The organism is Amycolatopsis vancoresmycina (assembly GCF_000716785.1).
In the GTDB taxonomy this organism is placed as follows: Bacteria; Actinomycetota; Actinomycetes; order Mycobacteriales; family Pseudonocardiaceae; genus Amycolatopsis; species Amycolatopsis vancoresmycina.
The window spans coordinates 219,062-242,176 of the sequence record NZ_JNYY01000003.1; the positions used below are offsets into that span (position 1 = coordinate 219,062).

A 23,115-nucleotide genomic window follows, 5' to 3' on the forward strand; every position below is an offset into this window, starting at 1 on the left:
TCACCGAGGAGGTCAGGACATGGCACGACCGTTGACCCTGTTCACCGGGCAGTGGGCCGATCTGCCGTTCGAAGAGGTGTGCCGGCTGGCGAGCGGCTGGGGCTACGAGGGCCTGGAGATCGCCTGCTGGGGCGACCACTTCGAAGTGGACAAAGCCCTCGCCGACGACGGCTACGTCCCCGCGAAGCTCGAAACGCTCGCCAAGTACGACCTGAAGGTGTGGGCGGTTTCGAACCACCTGGTCGGCCAGGCGGTCTGCGACCACCCGATCGACGAGCGGCACGAAGCCATCCTGCCCGCGCGGATCTGGGGCGACGGCGAGCCCGAGGGCGTCCGGCAGCGGGCGGCGGCGGAAATGCAGGCCACCGCCCGGGCCGCGGCGAAGCTCGGGGTGTCCACTGTGGTCGGGTTCACCGGTTCGTCCATCTGGCACACGGTGGCGATGTTCCCGCCGGTGCCGCCGTCGATGATCGAGCGCGGCTACGCCGACTTCGCCACCCGGTGGAACCCGATCCTCGACGTGTTCGACGAGGTCGGCGTCCGCTTCGCACACGAGGTGCACCCGAGCGAGATCGCCTACGACTACTGGAGCACGGTCGCCACCCTGGAGGCGATCGGGCACCGCGAGGCGTTCGGGCTGAACTTCGACCCGTCGCACTTCGTCTGGCAGGACCTCGACCCGGTGGGCTTCCTCTGGGACTTCAAGGACCGCATTTACCACGTCGACTGCAAGGAGGCCCGCAAGCGGCTCGACGGCCGCAACGGCCGGCTCGGCTCGCACCTGCCGTGGGCGGATCCCCGCCGCGGCTGGGACTTCGTCTCCACCGGCCACGGCGACGTGCCGTGGGAGGACGTCTTCCGCATGCTCAACGCGATCGGCTACGACGGCCCGATCTCGATCGAGTGGGAGGACGCGGGGATGGACCGCCTGATCGGCGCGCCCGAGGCCCTGGAGTTCGTCCGGAAGCTCAACTTCACCCCGCCCGCGGCGGCGTTCGACGCGGCTTTCTCCTCGAAATAGCCGGTGAAGGGCACCCTCGTGGCTTCGAGGGTGCCCTTCACGACGGTCAGCGGACGCCGAGCAGGTGCTCCAGGGCCAGCTGGTTGAGCCGGGTGAAGTGGTAACCGCGCGCGGCCGCCGCGTCGAGGTCGAACTCGTCGTTCAGGACGTCGTCGAACGTCTCGCCCGGCGCCAGCGTCGGCGTCGAGAGGTCCGGGACGCGGGAAGCCGCCAGTGCCTCGGCGACCTCGGGGTCGGCCCGGAACGCGGCCGCCTTCTCCTTGAGGATCAGGTACGTCCGCATGTTCGCCGCCGCCGACACCCAGACGTCCTCGGTGTCCTCGGTGCGCAGCGGCTTGTAGTCGAAGTGCCGCGGGCCGTCGTAGCCGCCGTTCTCCAGCAGGTCGACCAGGAAGAACGCGCTCTTCAGGTCGCCGTGGCCGAAGATCAGGTCCTGGTCGTACCTCGGGCCGTGCTGGCCGTTGAGGTCGATGTGGAACAGCTTGCCCTGCCACAGCGCCTGCGAGATGCCGTGCACGAAGTTCAGCCCGGCCATCTGCTCGTGCCCGACCTCCGGGTTCAGCCCGAACATCTCGGAGCGCGACAGCTGCGAGATGAAGCCCAGCGCGTGCCCGATCGTCGGCAGCAGGATGTCACCGCGCGGCTCGTTCGGCTTCGGCTCCAGCGCGAACCGCAGGTGGTAACCCTTCTCGACGACGTAGTCGGCGAGCAGGTCCAGACCTTCCTTGTAGCGGTCCAGCGCTGCGCGGACGTCCTTGGCGGCGTCGGACTCGGCGCCCTCGCGGCCGCCCCAGACGACGTAGGTCTCGGCGCCGAGCTCGGCGGCGAGGTCGAGGTTGCGGCGCACCTTGCGCAGCGCGTACCGGCGGACGTCACGGTCGTTGCTGGTCAGGCCGCCGTCCTTGAACACCGGGTGGGTGAACAGGTTCGTCGTCGCCATCGGGACCTTGAGGCCGGTCTCGGCGAGCGCCTTGCGGAAGCGCTCGATCGCCCGGTCGCGGTCCGGTTCGGTGGCCAGCAGGTCGTCGTCGTGGAAGGTCACGCCGTAGGCGCCCAGCTCCGCGAGCCGGTGCACGCTCTCCACCGGGTCCAGCGGCGGCCGCGTCGCCACCCCGAACGGGTCGGCCGCGGGCCAGCCCACGGTCCAGAGGCCGAAGGTGAACTTGTCGGCCGGCTGGGGAGCGTAGTCGCTCATGACTGTCCCTTCATTTAGTTCACGTTGTAGACTAAATATGCGCCGCGGGGTCCCGGGCGTCAAGGGGGACGGTTAGAGTGCTTCGCAGGAGGACGCGATGACCCAGGCCGTGCGGCACGAAGAAATGCGCGCCCGCAACCTCGAGGTCGTGCTGGGAGCGGTCGGCCGCGGCGGCCCGCTGACCCGCGCCGCGCTCGCCGAGGTCACCGGGCTGACCAAGTCGACGGTCTCGAAGCTCGTCGGCGACCTGGTGGACGCGGGGCTGCTCGCGGAGATCGGGCCCGCGCGGCCGGGCGAACGCGGCCGGCCGGGGGTGGCGGTCGTGCTCAGCGGTGCGCGCGTGGCGTCGCTGGGGCTGGAGATCAACGTCGACTACCTCGCGGTGCGCGTGCTCGACCTCACCGGCGGCGTCCGGTTCGCCGCCCGCCGCGAGCGCGACAACCGCGGCTCGCGGCCGAAGAAGGTCCTGGGCGAACTGCAGGCACTGGCCACCGAAGCGCTCACCGAGGCCCACCGGCTGGGGCTGGAGGTGGCGGGCGCGGTGCTGGCGGTGTCCGGCCCGGTCGGCGACGGCGTGCTGTTCAGCGCCCCCAACCTCGGCTGGCAGGACGTCCGCCCGGCCGACCTGCTGCGCCTGCCGGTCCCGGTCGAGCTGGACAACGAAGCGAACCTCGCGGCACAGGGCGAACTTTGGTACGGCGACGGCGAGCGCGACTTCCTCTACGTGTCCGGCGAAATCGGCATCGGCGCGGGCCTGGTGGTGGGCGGCACCCTGTTCTCGGGCGCGACCGGCCTGGCCGGCGAGCTCGGCCACGTCGTCGTGGCCCCGGAGGGGGTGCAGTGCCGCTGCGGCGGCAGCGGGTGCCTGGAGACGTACGCGGGCCAGGAAGCGTTGCTGGCGGCGGGAAAGGCCCCTTCGGTCCCGGCTTTACTCGCCGCCCTCGAGCGGGGCGACGGCCCGGCACTGGCGGCGTGCGCGGCGGCGGGGCACGCCCTCGGGATCGCGCTGACGTCGGCGGTGAACCTGCTGGACCTGGACCGGATCGTGCTGGGCGGGGTGTTCACGCCGTTGTACCCGTGGTTGTCCGGCCCGGTGTCCGAAGTGCTTTCCGCCCGCCTCGGCGGCCTGCGCGGCACACCCCCGGTCCTGACGGCGTCCCGCCTGGGCGGCGACGCGGCCACCCTCGGCGCGGCGGGCCGGGTCATCCACCGCGTACTGGCGGACCCGGCACCCTTCGTCACCCGGGCGTCGTGAGTGGTAAGGCGAGTTAGAACTCGCCTTACCACTCACGACAACTTGCGCCGAACCTGACCTGCGGCTAGCTCACCGCGGTGATCTGCACCAGCGAGGTGCCGACCGTGACGCCGGTGTCGGTCTGCACGGCCAGCTGGCCGCGCAGGGTCCGGCCCGCCGCCGGGGCCGCCGTGGCCGTCACCGTTGCCGGGACCGTCCACGAGCTGCCCGAGGCCCGCAGCGCGTTCGCGTCGGTCACCGCGACCGAACCGAACGCCGGGTTGGTGAACACGTCGAGGTAGTCGTACGCCGTCGTGCCGCCCGGTACCGCGTAGCCGTCGACGAGGGCGACCCACACACCCGGCGCCGGGTTGGGCACGGTCACCGACTCCTCGGAGTCACCGTCCGCGCTGATGCCCGCCTGCACGCAGGAACCGGTCGTGCAGTTGTACAGCACCAGGTCGAGGTCCGTGCCCACCACGGCGGGGTTGCCGATCGTGGCGGTCAGCGACGTCGAACCCGGCGTCACCGCGATCTGGTACTGCTGCTGCGTGCCCTCGGCGATCGACGGCCGCTGCGTCTTCGCGCTGCCCAGCGTGGCGCCGGTCAGCTTGCCGGTGAACGCGCCGAGCGTGTTCTGCACGGTGTAGGACCGCGAGATCGGCGTGCCCAGCGTGGCCGAGGCGATCGTGTCCGGGTTCGGCGAGATCGCCGTGCCCAGCACCGACGCCGACAGCTTGTACGCCGCTTCGTCCACATCGGACGTCCGGCGTGCTTCGACGACGATCTCCCACACACCCGGCAGCGGGTTGGCGATGGTCCGGCTGGTCGGCGTGCCGCCGGCGCAGCCCGCACCCGCGTCGGGCAGGTAGCACGCGGTCGTCGCGGTGCTGGCCTCGGCCGGGACACCGGTCGGGTCGTACCGCAGGAACCGCACCTGGCCCTTGCCCGCGGCGCCGCCGCCGGCGTCGATGTCCACCTTCAGCGCGCTGGCGCCCTGCGGCACCCGCACGAAGTAGCTGGTCGCCTGGTTGCGGGCGATCTTGCCCGAGTTGTCGACCTGGAAACCCTTGCCGGCGACGAACTCCTGCGGCGCGAAGACCGTGTTGAGGGTCTGCACGTCGATGCCGATGGTCAGCGGGTTGTCCAGGTAGAGCAGGGCCGAGTGCACGCCGGCGTTCTTCGGGTTGACCTTCACGTCGAACTTCACCGGGGTGTTCAGCGGCAGTGCCACCGTCGACCCCGAGGAGAACGTGCCGTCGTTGCCGACCCACCGCACGAAGTACGGCACCGGGTGCGTCGAGCCCGTGGTCCGGGTGATCGTGTAGGTGCGCGTGTACGCCTTACCCGTGGTGACGCCTTCGCGGTCGTGGATGCCCACACCCGTGTTCGGCTTGGCCAGCAGGCCCGACAGCGCGGTGTGCACCTCGACCGACGTCGAAACGACGTCCGGCTTCGGGTTGAGCGACAGCGCGACGAACGCGGCCGGGACGTTGAACAGGCCCGCGCCCTGGGCGTACGCGCCGATGCCCGGTACGAACCGCGCGGTCGACTTGATCGCCGAACGCAGCTGCGCCACCGGCGGCCGCTGGCCGTTGTGCGTCGCCTTGTACGCGCTCACCAGCAAGGCCGCCGCGCCGGTCGCCTGCGGCGCCGCCATCGACGTGCCCTGCAGCATCGAGTAGCCGGCGGGCAGGGTGTAGGTGCCGGCCACCGGGCTCGGCTGCTCCCACCGCGGGACGGTCGAAATGGCCGCGCCGGGCGCGATGATGTCCGGCTTGAAGCCACCGTCCTCACGCGGGCCGCGCGAGGAGAACGGGTGCAGCGACTCGGGGTTCTTGGTGACCGAGCCGTAGTTCGACAGCCAGGTCTCCTTGGTGATGTACGAGCCGACCGAGATCGCGTCCGTGGCCACCGACGGGTCGCCGACGGTGTTCGCCCCGGCGCCGCTGTTGCCGGCCGAGATGAAGATCTGGACGTTGTACTCGGCGATCGTGCGGTTGTAGAGCTCCGCACGGGCGTTGTTGCCGTCGTTGAGGGCCGGCAGGCCGCCGATCGAGATGTTGATGACGTCGGCGCCGTGGCTGGCCGCGTAGACGACACCGTCGATCAGGCCGGAGGAGGTGCAGGCGCTGCCGGTGAGGCAGACCTTGACCGCCAGGACCTTCGCGCCCGGGGCCGCGCCGTCCATCTTGCCGCCGAACAGGTCGTTGCCGGTGGCGATGCCGGCGACGTGCGAACCGTGCTCCGCGCCCGCGATGCCGATGCCGACGTAACCCGGCTTGTCGGTCTGGACCACGAAGGCCATCCGCTCGGCGATGTCGGTCGCCGGGTTGTCGGTGCCGAAGTAGCCGACGTCGTACTTCTTGTTGTAGTCGGTCATCGGCTTCTCGTCGGTGAAGTCGCCGTTGCCGTTGAGGTCGACCCGGACCTCCTTGGTCGCGCTGTCGAGCAGGACGCCCCAGGAGTCCGCCCGGTCGCCGTCGCGGTTGATGTCACCGCCGGTCTCGCTGTCCGCGGCGCCCAGGTCGCCCGCGGTCTCGCCGAACACGCCGAAGGTGTACGGGCCACCGGTCGCCGGGGCCGTCCACGTCCGGCCGTTCGCGGTGAAGGTGCCGGTGTAGGTCTGGGTGGACTGCTTGACCCAGGTGCCGTCACCGGAGTTGGTGGCGTTGGCGTTGTACCAGTCGACGATCTTGCGTTCGCCGTGGCTGGTGGTGGCCAGCGCGGGGGAGTCGAGGTCGACGCCGGAGTCGAGCACCGCGACCGTGGTGTCCTTGCCGTCCCAGTTGGGCAGGACCTGGCCGAACTGCGCCGCGTAGGTGTCCCCGGTCGGCAGGTACGGGTTGACGCGCGGGGTGTTCTTGCCCGGGGCCGGCTGCGGCAGCGGGGTGGTCGCGCCGTCGGGCTTCGGGTCGTCGCGCACGATGAGGCCGTCGACGTCGACCGCGTTGACGGACTTGAGCTTCGCGGCCTTTTCCGCCTTCTCCGGCGGGATGGTGACCTTGACGTAGTCGAGCTTCGTGTCGGTGGACTGGACGACGCCGCCGAGCGCCTTGAGTTCGTCGACCGCGGTGCCGGTCTGGCCCTTCTCCGCGGCGATCAGGAGGGTGACGTCGGGCTTGCCGGCCTTTTCGGCTTCGGCGACGAGCGCGCGGTCGTGCTCGTCGAGGGTCTTGCCGTCGGCCGCGCCGTTGGTCGGCGGGGCCTGCTGGGCGGAAGCCACCGGGACGGCGACGCCGAGGACGGAGGCGCCGAGTGCGGTGGCGAGGACGGTGATCCCGGCCCGCCGTCTCCAGCGCGATCTGTGCTGTGTCACTGAAACGACCCTTCGTGAAGATATGCGTCCGAGAAGTACACAGGGTGAGATCTTCGGCAGCAATCAGACAGTTAGCCCAAAGACCGCAATTGGTTGCGAGCCAAATGGAGTAACGGGCTCGGCGGTTAGGCGGTCACCGGAAACGCCTGGGGAGCCGCCAGATCTCACCATTGCTATACGCGCGTATAGCGGACTATATTCACGTGTAGTCAGCTACACGCACGCATAGGACCGGGATGACCACCGAAGACTTCACCGCGCGCGCCCGCATCCGCGACGCCGCCATCGAGCTCTTCACCGAGCGCGGCATGGAAAAGACGTCGATCCTCGACATCGCACGGGAAGCCGGGGTGTCGGGCGGCCTGATCCGCCACCACTTCGGGTCCAAGGAGGGCCTGCGCGAGGCGTGCGACGCGCACGTCTTCGACGAACTGGTGCGGTTCAAGGAAGACGTGCTGGCGAAGGGAGCCGCGAACCCCGGGTTCCTGCCCACGTTCGACGCCCGCCAGCTGCTGTACCGCCGGTACCTGGGCCGCGCCATGGTCGACGGCTCCGACGCCGCCCAGGCGCAGTTCACCGGCATCGTCGACGAAACCGAGCGCTATTTCCGCGAGCAGGGCATGGACCTGCCCGACGCGCGCGGCGCCGCCGCCGCGCTCGCCGCGATGACCGGCGGGCTGATGATCCTGCAGGACCACGTCGCCCGCGCGCTCGGCGAGGAGCCGGGCACGAACGAGGCGATGCTGCGGATGTCGGCGGCCGCCGCGCACCTGTTCACGAACCCGCTCGCCACGCCCGAAGTTCTCGAGAAGGCCCGCGAAGCGCTGGCCGCCTACCGAAGGAAGGACTGACGATGGCCGAAGCGATCACCGCCGCCGGCCTCACCAAGGCGTTCGGCCGGACGCGCGCCCTCGACGGGCTCGACCTGACCGTCCACACCGGCGAGGTGCACGGGTTCCTCGGGCCCAACGGCGCCGGCAAGACCACCACGATCCGCGTGCTGCTGGGGCTGATGCGGGCCGACGGCGGCCACGCCACCCTGCTCGGCGGCGACCCGTGGACCGACGCCACCGAGCTGCACCGGCGGCTCGCGTACGTGCCGGGCGACGTCACGCTCTGGCCCGGCCTCACCGGCGGCGAGGTGATCGACCTGCTCGGCCGGCTGCGCGGCGGCCTCGACGCCAAGCGGCGCGCGGACCTCGTCGAGCGCTTCGACCTCGACCCGCGCAAGAAGGGCCGCACGTATTCGAAGGGCAACCGGCAGAAGGTCGCGCTCGTCGCCGCGCTGGCGTCCGATGTGGAGCTGCTGGTCCTCGACGAGCCGACGTCCGGGCTCGATCCGCTGATGGAGGAGGTGTTCCGGGAGGTCGTCGCGGAGGAGCGCGAACGCGGGGACCGCACGGTGCTGCTGTCGTCGCACATCCTGTCCGAAGTCGAGGCGCTGTGCGACCGCGTCACGATCGTCCGGGCCGGGCGCACGGTCGAGTCCGGCACCCTGGACGAGCTGCGCCACCTGGGCCGGATCACCATCGACGCGTCGCTCGCGCACGTGCCGGCGGACCTCGGGGCCCTGCCCGGCGTGCACGACCTGAGCTCGTACGGCTCGCACGTCCACCTGTCCGTCGACCAGCCGGCACTGGACGACGTGATGCGGCACCTGGCCGGGGCCGGGCTGCGGAGCCTGGTGAGCCGTCCGCCGACGCTGGAGGAGCTGTTCCTCCGCCACTACCGGCAGGATGAGCCGGCCGGAGCGGCGCGATGACCGGGACCGGGGCGCTGCTGCGGCTGGTGCTGCGCCGCGACCGGTGGCTGCTGCCGGTCTGGATCCTCGGTCTCGCGCTCGCGCCGGTCGGCTACCTGTCGTCGATCGAGGCCGCATACCCGGATGCCGCGGCCCGGCAGCACTTCTACGACCTCAACGCCTCGAGCGCGACCTTCGTCGTGCGCAACGGCCCGCTGTACGGTTCGTCGGTGGGGAACCTGCTGGCCTGGCAGTGCGGGTTCGTCCCGGTCGTCGTCGGCCTGATCGCGCTGCTCACCGTGGTCCGGCACACCCGCACCGAGGAGGAGGCGGGCCGCCGCGAACTCACCGGCGCGACGGTCGTCGGCCGGCACGCCGGGCTGGCGGCGGCGGTGCTCGCCGCCTGCGGCGCCTGCCTGGTGTTCGGCCTGCTGACCGGGCTCGGTGTCGCCGCACAGGGCGTTCCGCTGGCCGGTGCGTTCGCGCTCGGTCTCGGCTTTTCCTCGACGGGCTGGGTGTTCGCCGGGGTGGGCGCGGTCGCCGCCCAGCTGACGTGGGGCGCGAGCGGCGCACGCGGCCTCGGGATCGGCGCGCTGGTCCTGGCGTTCCTGCTGCGCGCGGCGGGTGACGGCAGCCCGGCGGGCTGGCTCGCGTGGCTGTCGCCGATCGGCTGGGCACACCGCCTGCGGCCGTTCGCGGGCGAGCAGTGGTGGGTGCTCGCGGTGGGCCTCTTCGCGACGGGGGTGCTCGTGGCGGCGGCGGTGGGGTTGTCCGCTCGTCGCGACCTCGGGGCGGCGCTGCTGCCGGCGCGGCTGGGGCGTTCCGGCGCCAAGGCATCGCTGCGCTCGCCGCTGGCGCTGGCGTGGCGGCTGCAGAGGGGAACGCTGCTGGTCTGGACCGTCTGCCTGGCGCTGGTCGGGCTGCTGATGGGCGGGGTCGCGCAGAACGTCGCGGAGACGATGCGGGACAACCGGGCGGTCGCGGAGGTGCTGTCCCGCCTGGGCGGCGGCGGTGCGGTGACGGACGCGTACCTGGCGGGGACGATGACGCTGTTCGGCCTGGCGGCGGCGGGTTACGCGGTGCAGGCAGCGCTGAAGCTGCGCGCGGAGGAGACGGCGGGCCGCGCGGAACCGGTCCTGGCGACGGCGGCCGGGCGCGTCGGCTGGGCGCTGGCCCACCTGACGTTCGCGTTCTTCGGATCGGCTTTCGTGCTGACGGTGGCGGGCTGGGCCACGGGCCTGGCGTACGGGAGCGGTTCCGGTCTGGTCCCGGCGGCGCTGGCCCAGCTGCCGGCGGTGTGGGTGCTCGCGGGTCTCGCGGCTTCGCTGATCGGAGTCCTCCCGCGGTTCGCGGCGGGAGCGTGGGGACTGCTCGCGGGATTCCTGGTGTTGTCGCTGGTGGGGACGGCGTTGCGGTGGAACGACGTGGTGCTGGGAATTTCGCCGTTCCAGCACATCCCGCGCCTGCCGGGCGGCCCGTTCTCGACCACACCGGTGCTCTGGCTGCTGCTGATCGCGGCGGCGGCGGTGATAGGCGGCCTGTTCGCCTTGCGGCGGCGGGACATCCCGGTGGGATGACCGCGAAACGCAACCACGGCCGGGGGTCCAGGGGGCTTGCCCCCCCTGGCGGGGGTCCGGGGGTTCGACCCCCGGGGAACACCTCGGGGCGAGGCCGGTCCGCGCTTTCCGCGGACAGACCTCGCCCCGAGGCTCGCGTGGCAACCGAGGGAGTCGAACCCTGCGCGGCTTGTGAAGGCGGCGCTCCTGAACCGGCCCTGACCCTTCGGCGGGCGACGGCTGCCATCTGTTCCAACGCTAACGGAATACCCAGCTATTCCTCATCTCAAGCCGTGCTTCACCCGGACGGGTCGGGCTGGCATGGTTGTCCGCATGGATGATCTCCTGCTGCGCCGCGTGCGGCCGGGTCTCGGTGGCGACCTCGCGGACGTCCGGGTGAACGACGGCCGGGTCACCGCGATCACCGAACCCGGGTCCACGGGTTTTGCGGCGCGGGTCGTCGACGGCCACGGGGGAACGTTGCTGCCGGGCCTGGTCGACGCGCACGTCCACCTCGTGCAGTGGGCGACGTTCCGGCGGCGGATCCCCCTGGACGCGGCGCGCTCGGCGGGGGAGGCCATCGAGCTGCTGCTCGCGCACCTGCTGGCGACACCCGCCCCGCAGACCGAACTCGTCGTGGGCGCCGGGTTCCGCGACGGGCTGTGGCCGGACAAGCCGCACAAGGACCTGCTGCAGCGCGCGCTGCCCGGGCGTGCGGTCGCGTTGTTCAGCGCGGACCTGCACACGCTGTGGCTGAGCCCCGCGGCGCTGAAGCTGATCGGCCGCGAGCACCCGACCGGCGTCCTGCTGGAGGGCGACTGCATGAGCGCGACGGCCCAGCTCCCGACGGCGGCGATCGACGTCCAGGACCAGTGGGTGGCCGACGCCGTGGCCGCGGCGGCCACCCGGGGCGTGACGCAGATCGTCGACTACGAGTACGCGGACACGGTGGCGGACTGGACCCGCCGCGGCGCCCCGGCGGCGCGGATCTCGTGCGTGGTCGCCAAGCACCTGCTGGACCAGACCATCGAACGCGGCCACCGCACGGGCGACGTCCTCCCGGACTCCGGCGGGCTGCTGACGGTGGGGCCGTTCAAGCTCTTCGTGGACGGTTCCCTCAACACCCGCACGGCCTACTGCCACGACCCGTACCCCGGCAGCGACTCCCCGGGGCAGCTCGAACTCCCGCCCGCCGAGCTGATCCCGTTGCTGCAGCGGGCCTTCGACCACGGCTTGCTGCCCGCGGTGCACGCGATCGGCGACCACGCGAACACGATCGCGCTGGACGCGTTCGAGCAGGTCGGCTGCCCGGGCCGGATCGAGCACGCCCAGCTGCTGGCCCCGGCCGACGTCCCCCGGTTCGCCGCGCTGGGCATCATCGCGGCCGTGCAGCCCGCCCACCAGCCGGACGACCGCGACGTCGCGGACCGCCACTGGCACGGGCGCACGGAGCGGGCCTTCCCGTACCGCGCGCTGCTGGAGTCGGGCGCCCGGCTGGAGTTCGGCTCGGACGCCCCGGTGGCCCCGCTGGACCCGTGGGACGGCATGGCCTCGGCGATCGCCCGCACGGACGACGACCGCCCGCCGTGGCACCCGGAGCAGGCGATCCCGTTCGCCGAGGCACTGGCCGCGTCGTCGGGCGGCCGCCGCGGCGTCGCGGTGGGCGACGTCGCGGACCTGATGGTGACGGCGGCGGACCCGTCGGTGCTGTCCCCGGCCGACCTCCGCGCCCTCCCGGTGACGGCGACGATCCTCGACGGGCACGTCACGCACCAGGTCTGACCCCGTCGACGAAGGTGTGCCACGGGGTCACCCTGCCGACGTGCACGACGGCGTCGAACGCGACGAGCGGGTTCACCAGCTGCTTGTACGGTCCGTTCCGGGTGCCGTCGATCCCGGCGAAGACCCGGGCAACCTCACCGTCGACCGGGACGCGGCGCAGGTCCAGCAGGGCGAGCGGTTCGCCGGCCCCGGCGAGCAGGGCGTCGAGGCTGCCCGGCTCGGTGCAGGGGGCGACGTCCTCGTAGAACACCTCGGTGTGGCCGGGTGGCCCGTCGGGCAGGGGACGGTGGCCGAACACGCGGCCGCCGTCGTAGGTGGTCGCGATGACGACCATCCGGTCGCCGAGCGAGCGGGCCAGGTGCTGGCCGAGCATGACCTGGTCCTCGTGGATGATCGGGGGCACGCGGTACGGCCAGCGTTGCAGGTGCCCGTTGGCGGCCCCGACGACGAGGCGCTCCTCGCGGCCGAGGATCCATTCGACGTTGTCGGCCATCGCCGCGTCCCGGACGTTGGCGCCCCGGTAGGTGCGCCCCGGCGCGGCGGCCATGGCGGCCAGGAAGGCGTCGGCGTGGCGCGCGGTGACCGCGCACTGAAGGGCGATGCCGGCTCCGGCAGCGTCCACAGTGGAGTAAGGGACGCGCAGGGCGTGGAGGCGTTCGGTCAGCTCGCCGATCCGGGCGGTCAGCTCGTGGCGGTGCGCGGCGTCGAGCGCCAGGTACGCGTGGATCGCGGGGGCGGCCCAGGCCAGCCCGGTCCGGTCGGAAGGCAGGTAGCCGAACAGGGGCAGCAGGTTTTCGCGGGCCGCCGCGGCGTAGGCCGGATCGGCCTCGTCCAGGAACGCCAGCGCGGCCGTGACGCCGGGCCGGGCGGACGCGCTGGAGTCCGGCAGGTCCATGCCGTAGAAGCGGACCTTGCGGTCGTGGGTGCGGTTGTGCTCGCGCATCCAGACCAGGTGGTCGCGCATCTCCGCGCACTTGCCCATGTGGTAGGTGATCCCGGTGCGCAGGAGCCGGTCCAGGTCGCCGTCGCCGCCGAGCACCCAGTCGTGAACCGCCCAGCCTTCCGGGAAACCGGACTCCATCGCGAACCCGGTGAACCCCATTTCCTCGACGAGGAACCGGGTCACCAGGTGGCGCAGCCGGTAGAACTCGTGCACCCGGTGCGTGCTCTCGCCGATCGCGACGACGCGGGCGTCGCCGACGATGTCGCGCAACGGCTCGAGCTCGTCGTGGCCGGCGTCGTCCGGCTCGAGCGTCCGCAGCCGGACGAGGTTCTCCCGGAGCCACCCGGTGATGTCGATGTCCATTCACCCGTCCTCTTCTCGGGAAACGCTTTCACCCGCGGCGCGGGCCTTGCGCAGGTAGTCGATGACTTCGGCGGCACCGCCCGGGCCGGCCCAGCCGAGGCGCTCGTCGAGCTCCCGGCCCAGGCCGGCCCGGTTGTCCTCCCACAACGCCGTGGTCGCCGCCTCGAACCGGCGGTCGCCGGGGTGGAACGCGGCCGCCGTCTCCCGCCACCGGGTGGCCAGGTCCTGCACCGCCGGATCGTCGACCGGGGTCCCGTCCCGCAGGTGCTGCCGGAGCCGCGTGAAGAGGCCGAGCCACTCGGTCTTCAGGGTTTCGACCGCCTCGACGCCCAGCTCCGCGGCCCGTCCGGTGATCGCCGCGAGCTGATCGGCGGACAGGTACCGGCCGGTGTCGACGGACATCGGCTCCAGGGCGGCGAGGAACTGTTCCGGTTCCGGCATGGCCACCTCGGCCAGCCGGTCGAGCAGGCCCCGCAGCCGCCGGGCCGACTCCGCGATGCGGGCGGCCCTGGCCTCCAGGTCGGCGAGCTGCGCGGTCAGCAGGCCCCGCAGTGAACCGGGGTCGTCGCCCGCGTTCCGCAGCACGACGGCCACCTCGTCCAGGGAGAGGCCCATCCCGCACAAGGTCCGCACCCGGTAGAGCCGGCGCACGTCCGCCTCGCGGTACCGCCGGTGCCCGGCCGGCGTCCGTTCGCCGGGGGACACCAGGCCGATCCGGTCGTAGTGGTGCAACGTGCGGACCGTGACGCCGCCGGCCTCGGCCAGCTCACCGATGCTCCACCTGCGCTCGCTCACGGCTCGACCGTAGAACCCGACGTCACGTCAGGTTCAAGGCTTTCCGGGCTTGATTTGTCCACCGGACAACGGAAAAGATCCCACCGTGCATGTGACAACGTTGTCAGGAGGACACGGATGAGAACGCGTACGCGCGTCCTGGCCACCCTGCTCGCCGGGGCCACGACGCTGGCTCTCGCCACCCCCGCCGAGGCGGGGCCGAGATTCGCCGACGACCCGGCCACGCTCGTCGACACCTCGATCGGCAACAACGGCGACGGCACCACCTTCCCGGGTGCCACCACGCCGTTCGGGATGGTCCAGCTCAGCCCGGACACCCAGCTCAAGAAGTACGCGTCCTACGACTACGCGCAGGACACCACGCTCGGGTTCAGCCACACCCACCTCTCCGGCGTCGGCTGCCAGACCATGGGCAATTTCCGGTTCATGCCGACCACCGGCGCCGTGACCAGCAGCGATCCCGCTAAGTACGGCGCGAAGTTCAGCCACGCCGACGAGACCCGCCAGCCCGGCTTCTACGGCGTCAAGCTCGCCAACGGCATCGGCGCCGAGCTGACCGCCACCCAGCGCACCGGCCAGCACCGGTACACCTTCCCCAGCGGCGCGACCAGCGAAAACGTCCTCATCGAGGTGGGCGAGAGCAACGGCTACACCTACGCCGGCGATGTCCACGTCGTCGGGGACGACACCGTCGAAGGCTGGCTGCAGGGCGGCAATTTCTGCTGGGAGACGCAGAAGGAGCGCTACAAGGTCTTCTTCAGCGCCAAGTTCGACCGCAAGTTCACCGCTTTCGGCACCTGGACCGACGACAAGCTCGCGCCGAACCAGCGTGACGCCGGGCTCGGCAGCCGGCGCACCGGCGCCTGGCTCACCTTCGACACCGCGAAGAACCAGGTCGGCGCGTCGGTCGGGCTGTCGTACACCTCGATCGACGGCGCCCGCCTGAACCGCGCGGCCGAGCAGCCGAAGTCGTTCGACAAGGCCCGCACGGCCGCGCACGACACCTGGCGCGACGAGCTGAACCGGATGCGCGTCGCCGGCGGGACGACCGCCGACCAGCGCACCTACTACAGCGCCCTGTACCGGTCGCTCCTGCACCCGTCCGTCGGGTCCGATGTGGACGGTTCCTACCGCGGCTTCGACGACGCCGTCCACCGCAGCCGGGACACGTACTACCAGATGTTCTCGCTGTGGGACACCTACCGCTCGCAGAACCAGCTGGTCGCGTTGCTGCACCCGGACAAGGCCGCGGACATGACGAAGTCGGTCCTGAAGATCTACCAGGACGGCGGCTGGGTCCCGCGCTGGGCGCTGGCCGGTGGCGAGACGAACGTGATGAGCGGTGACCCCGTGACGCCGTGGGTGGTCGACAACTACCGCCGCGGCCTGCTCGACGACCGGACCGCGCGGCAGCTGTTCGACGCCTTGTGGCGCAACGCCAACGAACTGCCGGCGGACCAGTCGATCTTCCGCGGCCGCGACGGCAACCCGACGTACGTGAAGAACGGCTGGATCGGCTACCAGGACCTGCCGGGCTACACCTACGGCGACACGCGCCAGGCCGGGTCGGCGACCCTCGAGTACGCCCTCGCCGACTGTGCACTGTCCACAATGGCCGCCGGGCTGGGCTACGGCGACAAGGCGGCGACGCTGCGGGCGCGCTGCGGCAACTTCGCGCACCTGTGGGACACGAGCGTGGACTCCCACGGCTTCACCGGCTTCCCGCGGACGAAGGCGGCGGACGGCACCGGCGTCGGCGACCCCGACCCGGCTCAGTCGGTGGGCTTCCACGAGGGCACGCCGTGGCAGTACCAGTGGCTCGCCCAGCAGGACACCGCGAAGCTGTTCGCCCTGATGGGTGGCCCGGCGCAGGCGGAGAAGCGGCTCGACACGTTCTTCGACATGCCGCTGCTGCTCACCGACCCGGCGAAGGCGGCCAAGGACTCGTGGGTCCACGGCGCGTACGACTACCACAACAACTTCGCGTTCAACCCGAATAACGAGCCCGACCTGCACGCCCCCTGGATGTACAGCTGGACGGGCGCGCCGTGGAAGACGTCGGCGGTCCTGCGCGCGGCCCGGACGTTGTTCACCGACACGCCGTACGGCATGCCGGGCAACGACGACCTCGGCACCATCTCGTCGTGGCTCGTCTTCGGCATGACGGGCGTCTTCGAAGCCCAGCCGGGCTCCGGGACGTACCTGCTGAGCTCGCCGATGTTCGAAAAGGTCGAGATCCGCCCGGCCGGCGGCCGCCGGATCGAGATCGAGGCACCGGGCGCGAGCGCGGCGAAGCTGCAGTACCCGAAGGCGGTCCAGGTCGGTCACCGTGGGTACGACCGGAGCTGGATCTCGCACGGGGACCTGCTCCGCGCGGGCAAGATCGAGTTCCGCCTGAGTGACACCCCCACGGCGTGGGGGACGAAGGCGGCGCCGCCCGCGATGTAGCCCGGCGGCGGGGTACCGGACAACGTGGCACGAAAGGTGCCTCCCCCGTGCGGTACCCCGCCGTTTCTGCTGAGCTGGGGGCATGCCCGACCAGAAAACGACCGCCACCGAGCGGTTCTTCCGCATCGCGATCGCGATCAAGGGCCTCGACGGCGCGCTGCAGGTCGTCGGGGCCCTGGTCCTCGCGTTCGTCCCGGCGGCGGCCGTCAGCGGGTTCACCCACGCGGTGATCACCCGCGACTTCCTCGGCGACCCGTCGGGCACGCTGGCACGCCACCTGCAGTCGGCGACGGAGAACTTCCTCCACGGCGACACCAAGACGTTCGCGGTGGCGTACCTGCTCGCCCACGGCCTGATCAAGCTCGGCCTGGTGTGGGCACTGGCCCGCAAGATCGTCCGCGCCTACCCGGTCGCGGCGGTGATCCTGGCCGCGTTCGTGGTGTACGAGATCTTCCGCGCGGTGCACACCCACTCGATCGCGCTGCCGTTCTTCGCCGCGCTGGACGTGGTGATCATCGTGCTGGTGCTGCGGGAGTACCGGCAGCTCAAGCGCGAGACCTAGATCAACAGCGACCCTGGGTAGACGAGTCACCGTCCACCGTGGCTGAGGTCGTGAGTGGTAAGGCGGGTTCTAACCCGCCTTACCACTCACGACCAGCCGCGGTAGACCGGCTTCCGGGATTGTGCTGGTTGGCCGTCTTCGGCGTGGTCCTAGGGTTCACGCGGCGACGGGAAACCGGACGGTGGCGCTGTCGACCTCCAGGGGTTCGACGTAGAGGGCGGTCGCGTTGTCCGAGCCGCCGCGGGCGAGCGCGGCTTCCACCAGTTCCGCCGCGCCCGTGCCCGGCCGGGCCAGGACCGCGCGGATGCCGCTGCCGGTGAGCGGCTTGTGGACGCCGTCGCTGGTCAGCAGCAGGCCCGCGCTCGACGTCTCCGCCGTGCCGATCTCGTGCGCCTCGGCGGTGCGGACACTGGTCGTCACGACGTGCTCCATCCGCGGTGTCACCGGCTGGTGGCGGGCGCGGAAGTACTCGGCGAGCGTGTGGTCGGTGGTCAGCCTGCTCAGCGTGGTGCCGTCCCACGCGTACGCGCGGGCGTCACCCACCCAGGCGATGCGGTACCCGCCGTGCCCGGCCGGCATGGCGACGACGAGCACGGCGTCCCCGAGCGTCTGCTCCCGGACCGCCCGCTGCGCGGCGAGCACGGCCTCGACCGGTCCTTTGTGGACTGGCGTCCGCGCGGCGGCCGCGGCGGCGGCCCGGGCGGCCCGCGCGGCGGCCGGATCGTCCCCGACCCCGTCGGCGAGCGCGAAGACGATGCCGGGGCCGCCGGCCGCGGCGTACGCGCCGACCGCGTCGGCGTTGAGCGAGCGCGGCCCCTGCGCGCTCGCGGTGTGCCAGCGTGGGTATTCCGGACGGGTGGTGATCATCGCGGCCTCCTCATCCCTCTGCCCACCATGATCCGCGCCGAATCTGAGCCGCGGCTGAGACTTTCCTGTGCGGGTGGCGCCGGTCCGCGTACCGTGGGAACGGGGTGGGGGCATGGAGTTCCGGATTCTCGGGCCGCTGGCGGTGTCGCGCGCCGACGGCCGCCCGGCCGCGCTCGGCGGCCGGAAGCCGCGCACGCTGCTGGCCGCGCTGCTGCTGGCCCGCGGCCGCGTGGTGTCCGACGAGCGCCTGGTTTCGCTGCTGTGGGAGGGCGTCCGGCCGTCGACCGTAGACGCGCAGGTGTGCACGTACGCGTCCCGGCTGCGCACCGCACTCGGGCGGCCGGCGCGGCTCGTCCGGGCGGGCGGCGGCTACCTGCTGGCGCCGGGCGGGACCGTCGACGCCGAGGAGTTCGAACGGCTGGCCTCGGCGGGCCACGACGAGCTCCTCGCGGGTCGTCCGGTCCGCGCGGCGGAGCTGTTCGGCGCCGCGTTGGCGCTGTGGCGCGGACCGGTGCTCGCCGACGTCGCCGAACCGCTGCGGGCGGGCGAGGCGGCGCGGTTCGACGAGCTGCGCCTGGCGGTGCTGGAGGCCCGGTTCGAAGCCGGGATCGCGTCGGGCGACCACCTGCGCGTGGTGCCCGACGCGACCGCGTTCGTCTTGGAACACCCGCTGCGAGAACGCGCGCGGGCCCTGCTCATGACGGCCCTCGGCGCGAGCGGCCGGCCGGCGGACGCGGTGGCGGTCTACCACCACGGCCGCCGGCTGCTCGACGAGCGGCTCGGGCTGGCGCCGAGCCCGGCACTGCAGGCGGCGTACCGGCGGGTCCTGGACGGTCAGGCCGGGTAGGGCGACGACCGGAAGTCCCGGTCGAGCTCGGCGGGGGTCCGCCGCAGCCAGTACCGGGCCTCGTGCTGCACCTGCTCGCGCGGCAGGGGCGGGTTGACGTGGCGGTGGTCGGGCTTCGCGATGGACTGCAGCCCCCAGGCGAAGCCGGTCATCGGGGCGATCCGCACCCACCGGTGCCGGTCGATGCCGAGCAGCAGCTGCGCGCGCTGGACGGCGTACCAGAAGTGGTAGCTGCTCGGCGGGTTCCCGTCCATGGTGTGCACTTCCGACTCGACGTCGGCGCGCCGCGGGTCGAAGAGCACGCCCTGCCCGAAGTACGCGAAGGCGTTGAGGAGCCCCCTTTCGTCCTCGCGGTAGAAGTGGTCGAAGTTGTCGAGCTGCAGCTTCGACAGCGTGCGCAGCGGCTGTTCCACCGGCTTCGCGAACTCCGCGTAGTTCCCGGGGTAGCCGGGTTCCTGGCTCAGCGCCAGCCATTTCCGGTAGAGCCCTTCCGGCGCGTTCTGCTGGAAGTACGTGCCGAGCGCGGTGTAGGCGTCCATGACTTCCTGGGCCGGGTGGTACAGCGCGATTTCGTCGAGCTGGTACCAGAGTTCGTTGGCGCGCCGGTCCCCGAGCATCCCGGGCACGGGCGGCAGCCCCGAATCGGCGAGCGCGGCCGGAGTCCCGGCGGCGGCGAGCGCCACCCCGGCCGCGACGGCGGCCCCGGCTTTGAGCAGACTGCGGCGATCCATGTGCACCCCCTGGTGCGGCGGCCCCCTGCCGCCGTTCGCCGCCAAGGTACGGAAGCCGCCTATATTTTCTCTGTACGCTCGTGCCGTGGACGACTACCGCGCGCTGGAGAACCTGATCGCTTCCTACGCGGCCCTGGTCGACGCGGGCGACTTCGCCGGGGTGGGCGCGTTGTTCGCGGCCGGCGCGTTCGCAGGCAGCGGCGGCGTGGTCCGGGGCGCGGCGGAGGTCGAGCGGATGCTGCGCGAGTCGGTGATCGTGTACGAAGACGGGACCCCGCGCACCAAGCACGTGACGACGAACATCGCGCTCGAGGTGTCCGGCCCGGTCGCGTCGGGCCGCGCCTACTTCACGGTCCTGCAGGCGGTTCCGGGACTGCCACTGCAGACGATCGCGGCCGGCCGGTACGAGGACCGGTTCACCAGGGAAGCCGGCCACTGGCGGTTCACCGAACGCCGGGCGGCGGTGGACCTCGTCGGCGACGTCAGCCACCACCTGCGCGCGAAGGGGCCGTGAGCGAGCCCACGACCCCTTCACGATCTTCAGCCCTGCAGGTCGTACACCGTCTGGCCGTCGACCGTGGTGGCGGTGAAGTTCGCCGTCACCCACGCCGTGATCTCCGACGAGCCGCCGCCCGGGCCGCCGCCGCGGCCACCCTCGACGTAGTACTTGACCTCACCCGCGGCCACGTACGCCTTGAACTCGTCCAGCGTCGGCGCCGGGTCCGAACCGCTCCAGCCGCCGATGCCGATCACCGCCTTGCCGCTGGCCAGCTCCAGGGACGCCGCGCTCTGCGAACCCGTCGTCGCCGCCGCCCACTTCGTCGTCGTCTTCGCGAGCAGGCTGCCGATCGCGCTCGACGAGGCGTCGTCGCCGCCCGGGCCGCCGCCGAAGCCGCCCATGGCACTCGACGTCGGGCCCGAAGTCGGGATCGATCCGCTGTGCGCCACCGAAGCCGTCTCGACGCCGTACGCCGCGGACGACACGCCGATCGTCAGGACCACCGCGGCCGCCACGACGGCGACCACCCGGCGCGCCGCGGGCACGCCCATCACCAGCACCGTGCCCACCAGCACGCCGAGCACCGCGACGATCCAGCGCAGCGCCGGGAACCATTCTGGCGTCCGGTCCAGCAGGATGAACGACCACACCGCCGTCGCCACCACCATCCCGGCCAGCGCGGCCCGCGGCGCGAGGTGGGCCCGGCCCTGCCACAGGGCGCGGCCCGAAATCGCGACCAGCGCGGCGATCGCCGGGGCCAGCGCGACCGCGTAGTACGGGTGCACCGTGCCGCTCATGAAGCTGAACACCGCCGCCGTGACGACCAGCCAGCCGCCCCACAGCACCAGCGCCGCCCGGGTCCGGTCCGTCCGCGGTGCGCGGCGGGTGAACCACAGCCCGGCGACCAGGCCGATCAGCGCGGCCGGCAGCAGCCACGAAATCTCCGTGCCGAAGCTGGCGCCGAACATCCGGAACAGCCCCGTCGAGCCGCCGAACCCGGTGTTGCCGCCCATCCCGCCGCCGCCCATGCCGCCGCCGTTGCCTTCGCCGCCGAAGATGCGACCCAACCCGTTGTAGCCCAACGCGAGTTCGAGCAGACTGTCCCCTTCGGACCCGCCGATGTAGGGCCGCGACGCCATCGGCCACAGGTCCACCAGGGCGATGAACCAGCCCGCCGAAACGACCAGAGCCACCACCGCGCCGCCGAGGTGCAGCAGGCGCTTGCCCAGCGATGCCGGCGCCGCGATCAGGTACGCCAGGCCGAACGCCGGCAGCACGAGGAACGCCTGCAGCATCTTCGTCAGGAAGCCGAACCCGAGCGCCACCCCGGCCAGCGCCAGCCACCGCGGGCTCGCCTTTTCCGTGGCGCGCACGACGAAGTAGGCGCCGGCCACCATCAGCAGGACGAGCAGCGCGTCCGGGTTGTTGAAGCGGAACATCAGCGCCGCGACCGGCGTCACGGCCAGCATCGCGCCGGCCAGCAGCCCGGCGACCGGGCCCGAAGTCCGCTTCACCGTCAGGTACAGGATCCCGACGGAAGCGACGCCCATCAGCGCCTGCGGGGCCAGCACGGTGAAGCTCGAGAAGCCGAAGATCCGGGCGAACGCCGTGCCGGCCCACAAAGCCGCGGGCGGCTTGTCGACGGTCAGCACGTTGCCGGAGTCCAGCGACCCGAACAGCCACGCCTTCCAGCTCTGCGTCCCGGACTGCACGGCCGCCGCGTAGAAGGAGTTGCCGTAGCCGGACGCGGTCAGGTTCCAGAAGTACAGCACGGCGGTCGCGGCCAGCAGCCCGAACGCGGCCGGGCGGACCCAGCGCGGTGGTGCGTGCGCGGCGGACTCCTTGCGGTGCCGCGGTTCGGAAACCGGGGCGGGCAGGACGGCGGTCATCAGTACTCCTTCTGGGTGGTCGCCTGGCGGCGCGGGTTGAACACCCAGCCGCGCAGGAGCAGGAACCGGAGCACCGTCGCGGCGAGGTTCGCCAGCACCAGGACGGTGATCTCCAGGACGAGGCCCGGGGTGGTGGATCCGTTGAGCAAGGCCAGCGACCCGCTCGTGAGCGCGAGCCCGAGGCCGAACACGAGCAGCCCTTCGAACTGGTGCCGCCCGGCCCCGGTGCGGCCGCGGATGCCGAACGTGAGCCGCCGGTTCAGCGCGGTGTTGCCGACCGCGGTCACCAGCAGCGCGGCGAAGTTCGCCGGCTGCGCGCCGACGGCCGTCCGCAGCAGCAGGAACAGCACGAGGTAGGCGAGGGTGCTGCTGACGCCGATCGCGGCGAACCGCACCAGCTGCGTCACCAGCCGCGGCGGCACGCCCGGCGCGTCGACACCGATCGGCTGCCTGCCGAGCTGCTCGCGCAGCCTGCTGACCGGGATCTCGCCGGTGAACGTGGCCTTGGTGACGCGGACGATGCCCTTGAGGTCCTCGGTGGCCGTCCGGACGATGTTGACCGACGAGTCCGGGTCGTCGACCCAGTCGACCGGCACCTCGTGGATCCGCAGCCCGGCCCGCTGGGCCAGGACGAGCAGTTCGGTGTCGAAGAACCACCCGGTGTCGACGACGTGCGGCAGCAGCTCGCGGGCGACGTCGGCGCGGATGGCCTTGAAGCCGCACTGCGCGTCGCTGAACTTCGCGGCGAGGGTCGAGCGGAGGATCAGGTTGTAGCAGCGGGAGATGAACTCGCGCTTCGGCCCGCGCACGACTCGCGCCCCCCGAGCGAGCCTGCTGCCGATGGCGAGGTCTGAGTGCCCGGACAGCAACGGCGCGACGAGCGGCCCGAGCGCGGCGAGGTCGGTGGAGAGGTCGACGTCCATGTAGGCGAGCACGGCGGCGTCGGAGGCCCGCCAGACGGCGTTGAGCGCGCGGCCGCGCCCCTTCTCACCGAGGTGGCGGACGGCGACCTCGGGGAACTCCCTGGCGAGCCGCTCGGCCACCTGCAGCGTCGCATCGGTGCTCGCGTTGTCGGCGACGGTGATCCGGTACGGGTAGGAGACGTGCTCGGCCAAGTGGGCGTGCAGCCGTCGGATGCACGGTTCGAGGTCGGTCTCTTCGTTGTAGACCGGGATGACGACGTCGAGGACGGGGTGCGGCCCGGCCAGGTCGACCGGGACGGTCCCGGGCCGCGATGCGGAGGCGGTGGCTGTCATGCCCCTACGGTCGCGGCCGCCGCTTTGGTGACGGTGTGATCTCTCTGTGCGGTTCCTGTGCGGTGCC

At 72.0% G+C, this 23,115-nt stretch carries 18 protein-coding genes; 10 read left to right on the forward strand and 8 right to left on the reverse strand.

What is annotated here, in order from left to right; translation table 11 throughout:
• Positions 1-19: 19 nt before the first annotated feature.
• Positions 20-1,021, forward strand: a complete 1,002-nt coding sequence (locus OO60_RS08530) for a sugar phosphate isomerase/epimerase family protein (RefSeq protein WP_004561098.1) — start codon at positions 20-22, stop codon at positions 1,019-1,021.
• 46 nt (positions 1,022-1,067) lie between these two features.
• On the opposite strand, the gene xylA is transcribed toward OO60_RS08530, so the two are convergent.
• Positions 1,068-2,216, reverse strand: coding sequence for a xylose isomerase (gene xylA / locus OO60_RS08535; RefSeq protein WP_004561097.1), 1,149 nt, complete (start codon positions 2,214-2,216; stop codon positions 1,068-1,070).
• A 97-nt stretch (positions 2,217-2,313) separates the two neighbouring features.
• On the opposite strand from xylA, the gene OO60_RS08540 reads away from it, so the two are divergent.
• Entirely contained in the window at positions 2,314-3,471 is a 1,158-nt protein-coding gene (locus OO60_RS08540) for an ROK family transcriptional regulator (RefSeq protein WP_004561096.1), read from the forward strand.
• 64 nt (positions 3,472-3,535) lie between these two features.
• Here the strand turns inward: OO60_RS08540 and OO60_RS08545 are convergent, their stop codons facing one another.
• Positions 3,536-6,769 carry a S8 family serine peptidase gene (locus OO60_RS08545; protein WP_004561095.1) on the reverse strand — a complete coding sequence of 1,078 codons (3,234 nt, stop codon included), beginning with the start codon at positions 6,767-6,769 and terminating at the stop codon, positions 3,536-3,538.
• A 236-nt stretch (positions 6,770-7,005) separates the two neighbouring features.
• On the opposite strand from OO60_RS08545, the gene OO60_RS08550 reads away from it, so the two are divergent.
• The 4 genes from OO60_RS08550 to OO60_RS08565 all read left to right on the forward strand — a co-directional run bounded on the left by OO60_RS08550 (position 7,006) and on the right by OO60_RS08565 (position 11,848).
• Complete coding sequence (locus OO60_RS08550) at positions 7,006-7,620, forward strand: TetR/AcrR family transcriptional regulator (RefSeq protein WP_004561094.1); 615 nt, start codon at positions 7,006-7,008, stop codon at positions 7,618-7,620.
• A 2-nt stretch (positions 7,621-7,622) separates the two neighbouring features.
• Positions 7,623-8,531, forward strand: a complete 909-nt coding sequence (locus tag OO60_RS08555) for an ABC transporter ATP-binding protein (RefSeq protein ID WP_004561093.1) — start codon at positions 7,623-7,625, stop codon at positions 8,529-8,531.
• On the forward strand, positions 8,528-10,087 hold the full coding sequence (locus tag OO60_RS08560; protein WP_033261153.1) for an ABC transporter permease: 1,560 nt from the start codon (positions 8,528-8,530) through the stop codon (positions 10,085-10,087). Before OO60_RS08555 ends, OO60_RS08560 begins: the two co-directional genes overlap by 4 nt.
• A 312-nt stretch (positions 10,088-10,399) precedes the next feature.
• Positions 10,400-11,848: an amidohydrolase gene (locus tag OO60_RS08565; protein ID WP_004560857.1), complete on the forward strand. Its 1,449-nt coding sequence runs from the start codon at positions 10,400-10,402 to the stop codon at positions 11,846-11,848.
• Here OO60_RS08565 and OO60_RS08570 read toward each other — a convergent pair.
• Both OO60_RS08570 and OO60_RS08575 read right to left on the reverse strand, forming a co-directional pair.
• Positions 11,832-13,154, reverse strand: a complete 1,323-nt coding sequence (locus OO60_RS08570; protein WP_004560856.1) for an erythromycin esterase family protein — start codon at positions 13,152-13,154, stop codon at positions 11,832-11,834. The genes OO60_RS08565 and OO60_RS08570 overlap by 17 nt on opposite strands.
• Positions 13,155-13,949 (reverse strand): MerR family transcriptional regulator, encoded by a 795-nt coding sequence (locus OO60_RS08575; protein WP_004560855.1) that lies wholly within the window; start codon positions 13,947-13,949, stop codon positions 13,155-13,157.
• Between the two features lie 117 nt (positions 13,950-14,066).
• Between OO60_RS08575 and OO60_RS08580 the strand changes: the two genes are divergently transcribed.
• Complete coding sequence (locus OO60_RS08580; protein WP_004560854.1) at positions 14,067-16,397, forward strand: GH92 family glycosyl hydrolase; 2,331 nt, start codon at positions 14,067-14,069, stop codon at positions 16,395-16,397.
• Between the two features lie 82 nt (positions 16,398-16,479).
• A complete protein-coding gene (locus OO60_RS08585) occupies positions 16,480-16,959 on the forward strand; it encodes a DUF2127 domain-containing protein (RefSeq protein ID WP_004560853.1) in 480 nt (159 codons plus the stop codon).
• Between the two features lie 156 nt (positions 16,960-17,115).
• Here the strand turns inward: OO60_RS08585 and OO60_RS08590 are convergent, their stop codons facing one another.
• Positions 17,116-17,826: a PP2C family protein-serine/threonine phosphatase gene (locus tag OO60_RS08590; protein ID WP_033261154.1), complete on the reverse strand. Its 711-nt coding sequence runs from the start codon at positions 17,824-17,826 to the stop codon at positions 17,116-17,118.
• 112 nt (positions 17,827-17,938) lie between these two features.
• Here OO60_RS08590 and OO60_RS08595 point away from each other — a divergent pair, with 112 nt between their 5' ends.
• Positions 17,939-18,673 (forward strand): AfsR/SARP family transcriptional regulator, encoded by a 735-nt coding sequence (locus tag OO60_RS08595; RefSeq protein WP_033261155.1) that lies wholly within the window; start codon positions 17,939-17,941, stop codon positions 18,671-18,673.
• On the opposite strand, the gene OO60_RS08600 is transcribed toward OO60_RS08595, so the two are convergent.
• Positions 18,661-19,404, reverse strand: coding sequence for a hypothetical protein (locus OO60_RS08600; RefSeq protein ID WP_003081621.1), 744 nt, complete (start codon positions 19,402-19,404; stop codon positions 18,661-18,663). The two genes, OO60_RS08595 and OO60_RS08600, sit on opposite strands and share 13 nt — an antisense overlap.
• An 85-nt stretch (positions 19,405-19,489) precedes the next feature.
• Here OO60_RS08600 and OO60_RS08605 point away from each other — a divergent pair, with 85 nt between their 5' ends.
• Entirely contained in the window at positions 19,490-19,918 is a 429-nt protein-coding gene (locus tag OO60_RS08605; RefSeq protein ID WP_003081619.1) for a nuclear transport factor 2 family protein, read from the forward strand.
• 26 nt (positions 19,919-19,944) lie between these two features.
• On the opposite strand, the gene OO60_RS08610 is transcribed toward OO60_RS08605, so the two are convergent.
• Both OO60_RS08610 and OO60_RS08615 read right to left on the reverse strand, forming a co-directional pair.
• Complete coding sequence (locus OO60_RS08610) at positions 19,945-21,792, reverse strand: ArnT family glycosyltransferase (protein WP_003081617.1); 1,848 nt, start codon at positions 21,790-21,792, stop codon at positions 19,945-19,947.
• On the reverse strand, positions 21,792-23,048 hold the full coding sequence (locus tag OO60_RS08615; protein ID WP_003081615.1) for a bifunctional glycosyltransferase family 2/GtrA family protein: 1,257 nt from the start codon (positions 23,046-23,048) through the stop codon (positions 21,792-21,794). The genes OO60_RS08610 and OO60_RS08615 overlap by 1 nt, the downstream gene beginning before the upstream one ends.
• Positions 23,049-23,115 lie beyond the last annotated feature (67 nt).